Raw genomic sequence first — 4,303 nt, 5'->3', positions numbered from 1 at the left:
CGGCGGCTGAACGCCTCACTGGCGACCAGGGCTGCCCTTTCAGCGTTTCCACGTGCCAGCGTTTGGCCGCCGGGACGGCGGCGCTACACCTGCGGCATTCGCACATCCTGCCAGCAAAACAACACAGTAGAGAAAATTCGGGATGACTCATGTCTAAAGACACATCCCCTAATCCGCAGCACTCGCGCTCGCCCCAACCGGCACAGCGACACGCAGCGGCTCGATTTCGACGATAGCGTTGTAGTCGGGGACGCCTGCCGCCACATCGCACACGCGCCGCCGGATCAGAACGTTGCACTCCGGCCAGAACGCCTGCACATTGCGCGGCTTGATCGCGTCAATATGGATACGGCACTGCATGCTCTGGCCGTTGTCGCTCTTCACCAGCACCTGATCGCCCTCGCTCACATGCAGCGCGGCGGCATCCTCCGCCGAGAGCAAGAGCGCGTCGCGCCTCGCGCCGGTCATCGTATCCTTTTTCGCGTGGATCAGGCTGTTGAACTGCTTGCCACGCCGGGTCGAGAGAATAAAGTGGCCCTCCGGCAACGCCACTTCCGGCGGCTTCAGCGCGAAGAAATGCCCCTTGCCGTCTGGCGTCTTGAACTGCCCACCTTTATAGAGGTAGCGCCCGCCATACTGCACCTGATCGCCCGCCTTGCGCAGCGTCTCGATGCCCGCGTAATTGGGCATCACGAGCGCAATCTCGTCGCGGATGGCCTGCGCGTTGGGGAAAATGATCTTATCGCGCTTTTCTGGATAGACACGCGCCGCCAGTTCCTGGAAGATTTCCCACTCGCAGCGCGCCTCGCCCACCTGCGGGCCAGGAATCTGCGGCGAGAAGATGATGCGCCGCTCGGTCGTCGTCTCGGTACCCCCGCCGGGGTTCTCGTAGCGCGTCTGCGCGGGCAGCAGCACGACGGTATCCGCCGGGTCCACCAGCATCTGGCTGGTCACATAGATGTCCTGATGCACGCGCAGGGGCAGCTTTTCCAGCGCCTCGCGCACGTATTCTGGCTCCGGCAGCACCTCCAGGAAATTACCGCCGCTGCAATAGAGGGCGTCTAGCTCGCCATCAAAGGCCGCGTCAATCATCGAAACCGCGCGCATGCCTGGCCCTTCAGGCGTATCAAAGCCCCACAGTTTGCTGAAACGCTCCACGTTTTCTGGATTGCTCACCGCCGCGCCGCCCGGAAACGCATCAGGCACCGCGCCCACCTCAGCGCCGCCCTGCACGCCGCTGTGTCCACGAATAGGCACCACGCCGCAGTGTTCCTTGCCCAACCAGCCCTGCGACAGCGCGATATTCACCACCGCCTTGACGTTCTGCACACCAAAGGTATGCTGGGTAATGCCCATGCTCCAGACCAGAATGCCCGTCTTCGCCGCGTGGATCATCTCCGCGAAGTGGCGCATACGTTCGCGGCTGGCCCCGCTGTAGCGTTCCAGCATCTCCCAATCCTGGTCGGCAAGTTCGGCTTTCACCTCATCCCAGCCAACGGTGTGCGCGTCAATAAACTCCTGATTCACCCAGCCCTGCTCAATCAGATATTTGAGCGTGCCATTCAGGAAAGCCACATCGCCGCCGGTGCTGATCTGATAGAACTCGTCCATCAATTTGGTCCCCATCATCGCGCTCTCCGGCACCGAAGGCACCCAGTAGCGCGCCAGCCCAGGCTCTCGATAGGGGTTGATGACAGCCAGCTTTGTACCCTGCTTCCTGGCATAATAGAGATACTTCGTCGTCACCGGCTGGTTGTTGGCAATGTCGCTGCCCACAAAGACGATCAGGTCTGTGCCGATCCAATCCTGGTAGGAGACGGCGGACGCGCCGACGCCAACGGTCTGCTTGAGCGCCACCGAACTGGGCGAATGGCAGACGCGCGCCGCGTTATCAATGTGATTGGTACCCAGGAAACGCGCCGCCTTCTGCGCGACGTAATAGGTCTCGTTGGTCAGGCCGCGCGAAGTCAGATAGAAGGCCAGGCGCTGCGGGTTCACCGCGCGCAGCTTCTCCGCCAGGAGGTTGAGCGCCTCGTCCCAGGAAACACGCTTGAACCCGGCCTCGCCGCGCCGCCGCACCATCGGATAGGGCAGGCGGCCCAGATCGCGCAGTTCCTTGCTGGAGAGCTTCTTCAACCCCTCCAGATCGTTTTCCAACCGCTGCCAGGGCATCGCGCCCATCGTATTCAGCTTCAACAGGTTCAGACGGATGGTGCAGAGATGGATGCCATCCATCGTCCAGTCCTTCATGCCCGTCGTACCCAGGGAGCAGCCATCGCAGCACCCCTTGTTGAGAATGCGCCAGGCATAGAGCGGGTGGTTCTTGTTCTCCCACGCGGTCTTGAAGATTTCCCAAAAATGATGCGGCTTCTTTTCGCCCAGGCCAAAGGGTTTCCAATCGGCCCAAAGTGAGGGGGTAATCAGCTTTGCCATATGCAATACCTCGTGCAACAGCTAGCTCGCGGCGGCCAGGCGGCCATTGGTAGGCCGATCTCTCAGATGCGCGCTGCGCGTTCGTGAGTATGGCGAGCGGCTGCGGGCTAGCCCGGCTATGGCTCCCATTGTTGGGGCCAGAAACATGATGGCAATCAATGAGGAAAAATATCGCAGAACGATATATATCCGTTCTCTAAAGCATACCAGCCGTCTGCCAGGAAGTCAAGAGCAGCGGAGCGCGCGGTTCCACCAAACATGAGGTGTTGGCAAGCGAGACCTGGTACTTGTAGCGCCGCCATCTTGGCGGCTGGACGCTGGCCTGCTGGCCTGGGGGGCGCACGCCACTTGTAGCGCCGCCATCCTGGCGGCCACCGCTGGCCTAAGCGAGCGTTCGCCCTGGCCGGAGCCGCTCGCCACTTGTAGCGCCGTCTTCCAGGCGGCTGGACGCTAGCCTGCTGGTACGGTGGCCTGGAGGGCGCACGCTCGCTTAGGCCAGCGGTGGCCGCCAGGATGGCGGCGCTACAAGTGGCGCCCGCCGCCGAAGGCACGCTTTTAACCGCCAGCCTGGGCTTCATACAGCGTGATAGGCAAGCCTGGCGGCTTGCCTATCATACCCTCCCTCACCGGGATGCCCTGGCAGACCTACACCCACCAGCTCAAGCCATTGGAAAGATTCAACGTAACCGCGAAAGTCAGGTACATCAGCCAGATGCCGGTCAGCAACTGCCAGATGCCGACGAGGCGGCCTCCGCCTGGGTACAGACCAAAGCGCGTGAGTATTTCAGTCAGGTAGATCAGGGTCAGGCCAATGAATACGATGACAACCGGAATGTCGTTTGCAATCAGGAAGACCACGACGCCCAGGATAGACAGCACCGCGAAGGCGATTGCCATCCAACCGTCAGGCAGGGCGCTGGAACGAATGAAGCGCCGATGGCCCATTGCAAACCAGTGAATGCCATACGCGGTGAAGGCCAGCGCCGCCATGTAGAGTGGGGAGGTGCTGGCAGGCGTGCCGTCTTTGGCGATGTCAAAGACGTGGAACCAGGTCAATCCGACGAGTAAGCTGATGCCGGTGACAAACTGCATGAAGCCGGGCATCCAGATTGCCCACATGCCCATCGTCTGGCTGACATCCGGCTTATCCTCTTTGGGATACCCAAAGACGGCCTGGCCGCCCCAGACAAAGTAGCCGGTGCCAAGGCCGAAAAAGCCGATTGCAATCGGAACAAAAGCGGACGCGGGGATAGCTGACATACTAGGTCTCCTCTAAACTTGTTCGAGGCTACGCGCGAATCACCCGGCCCCAGAGGAGAAAGCTGGAGTGGGCTGCCCGGTTGTCTGATGGCGACAGAGCGGCGCTGGTCACGTCAGCCTTCAGGGTGAGCGTTCGCGCATCACAAGCAAACCGAGAGAAAAAGACCGATTGGGGCTGAGGGTAAGCAGCAGGCCAGGCTCGCCTGGGACTATTTCGGATTCCTTCCTGGTCCTTCCTGGACCTCTCTGAACCTTCCTGGACCTGGCGCTTCACCGGACACGCTACAGGGGACACACTACCAGACGCGCTAGAGGGCCGCACTACGAGGGTCGCACTCCGCAACTGCTCCATAACGGATAGCGCGCAGGATATATCGGAACACGATAATATCGGAACACGATAATATCGTAGAGCGATATATCTGCTTAGTGAGGAGTATACCAGACAGCCAACAAGAAGTCAAGGGCGTTATACCAAATCTTGGTATATACTAGAGGTATGTCGAAACGTCTTACGCTTGCTGAACACCTACCGATGGCTGATTTAGAACAGCGCTACCGGAAGGCCTCCGACCCCGTTGCACGCAGTCAGTGGCAGATCCTCTGGTTG

2 protein-coding genes are annotated in these 4,303 nt (G+C 60.4%); both read right to left on the bottom strand.

Going from position 1 to position 4,303, the window contains the following annotated elements; genetic code table 11:
* Positions 1–168: 168 nt before the first annotated feature.
* The gene (locus VH599_17735) at positions 169–2,433 is read right to left on the bottom strand and encodes an FdhF/YdeP family oxidoreductase (protein HEY7350165.1); all 2,265 of its coding nucleotides are present in this window, start codon (positions 2,431–2,433) and stop codon (positions 169–171) included.
* 645 nt (positions 2,434–3,078) lie between these two features.
* Positions 3,079–3,693: a hypothetical protein gene (locus VH599_17730; GenBank protein HEY7350164.1), complete on the bottom strand. Its 615-nt coding sequence runs from the start codon at positions 3,691–3,693 to the stop codon at positions 3,079–3,081.
* Between the last annotated feature and the right edge of the window lie 610 nt (positions 3,694–4,303).

The organism is Ktedonobacterales bacterium (assembly GCA_036557285.1).
Classification (GTDB): domain Bacteria; phylum Chloroflexota; class Ktedonobacteria; order Ktedonobacterales; family DATBGS01; genus DATBHW01.
Note: the sequence above shows the minus strand (reverse complement) of the source record. Positions and strands in the feature narration are given on the sequence as shown.